Consider the following 1699-nt stretch of genomic DNA (forward strand, 5'->3'; position numbering starts at 1 on the left):
GTACGAGGCGGCCATCAAGGACATCCGCGAGTGCTATGACCGCGGCCAGCCGGTGCTGGTGGGAACGACGTCGATCGAGAACTCGGAGATCATCGACGAGCTCCTGAACAAGGAGAAGCTGCCGCACCAGGTGCTCAACGCCAAGCAGCATGCCCGCGAGGCCGACATCGTGGCCCAGGCCGGCCGGCCCAAGATGATCACCATCGCCACCAACATGGCGGGCCGCGGCACGGACATCGTGCTGGGCGGCAACGTGGAGAAGGCTGTCGAGGCGGTCGAGGCCGACGATTCTCTGGACGACGCGGCCAAGGCGGCGAAGTCGACCGAACTGCGCGCGCAATGGGCCAAGGACCACGAGACCGTCACCTCGCTGGGCGGCCTGCGGATCATCGCCACCGAGCGCCATGAGTCGCGCCGGATCGACAACCAGCTGCGCGGCCGCTCCGGCCGCCAGGGCGACCCGGGCTCCTCGCGCTTCTACCTGAGCCTGGACGATCCGCTGATGCGCATCTTCGCCGGCGACCGGGTCAAGGCCATCATGGAGCGGCTGAAGATGCCCGATGGCGAGGCCATCGAAGCCGGCATCGTCACCCGCAGCATCGAGAGCGCGCAGCGCAAGGTGGAAGCGCGCAACTTCGACATCCGCAAGCAGCTGCTGGAATACGACGACGTCTCCAACGACCAGCGCAAGGTGATCTACCAGCAGCGCAACGACATCCTGGACGCGACCGACCTGTCGGCGCAGATCGCCTCGCTGCGCGAAGGCTGCTTCACCGACCTGACGCACGAATATGTTCCGCAGGAATCGGTGGAGGAGCAGTGGGACGTGGCGGGGCTGGAGAAGGTACTCGCCGACGAGTGGGGCGTGCCGATCAGCCTGCAGGCCGAAGTGCAGGGCGCCTCGTCCATCACCGACGAGGAAGTGCTGGAAAAGGTGCTGCAGGCGGCCAACCAGGCCTTCGAGCAGAAGGTGCAGCAGATCGGGCCGGAGAATTTCACCCAGTTCGAGCGCATCGTCCTGCTGCAAAGCATCGATTCGCACTGGCGCGAGCACCTGTCGGCGCTCGACTACCTGCGCCAGGGCATCCACCTGCGCGGCTACGCCCAGAAGCAGCCCAAGCAGGAATACAAGCGCGAGGCCTTCGAGTTGTTCGGGCAGTTGCTCGACTCGGTGAAGAACGAAGTGACCAAGCTGCTGATGACGGTCAAGGTGCAGTCAGGCGAACAACTCGAGCAGGCGGCCGAGGACCTCGAAACCAGGGCCGAGCGGATCGCCAATGTCACCTACACGGCGCCGACCGAAACTGGCGAGGTGGAGACCATGGTGGACCAAAGCACGGCCAGATTGACGGGCTCGGCCGGTTTCGACGACCAATACGCCCGGGTCGGCCGCAACGACCCCTGCCCTTGTGGCAGCGGCAAGAAATACAAGCAGTGCCACGGCAAGCTTGCCTGATCGCCGAGCGGGTCCGCCTTACATTTCGTAGCAAAAGACCCGGATAGAAACAGTCACCCCCTGTCAGTGTTGACAGGGGGTGACTGACGAAACCAATCGTTTCAGCCTTCAATGGGTGCACAGCAATTCCCGGTGCACCATGCAAGTCCTTCTCAACCCGAATTCGGCGAGCGCCGCTCGTCGCCCGCAGTTATCCGCCCATCTCAGCCAGCGCATCGAGACGCAGTTCTCGGCGCGCCTGCG

1 protein-coding gene is annotated in these 1699 nt (G+C 64.4%); it reads left to right on the top strand.

The window, feature by feature from the left end; translation table 11 throughout:
* Window positions 1-1456 (top strand): preprotein translocase subunit SecA (locus RMO40_RS07315; protein ID WP_309718403.1); only part of this gene is annotated, 1456 nt, incomplete at its 5' end.
* Window positions 1457-1699: the final 243 nt, after the last annotated feature.

The sequence above is a fragment of the Rhizobacter sp. genome, from assembly GCF_031412075.1.
GTDB lineage: Bacteria > Pseudomonadota > Gammaproteobacteria > Burkholderiales > Burkholderiaceae_C > Rhizobacter.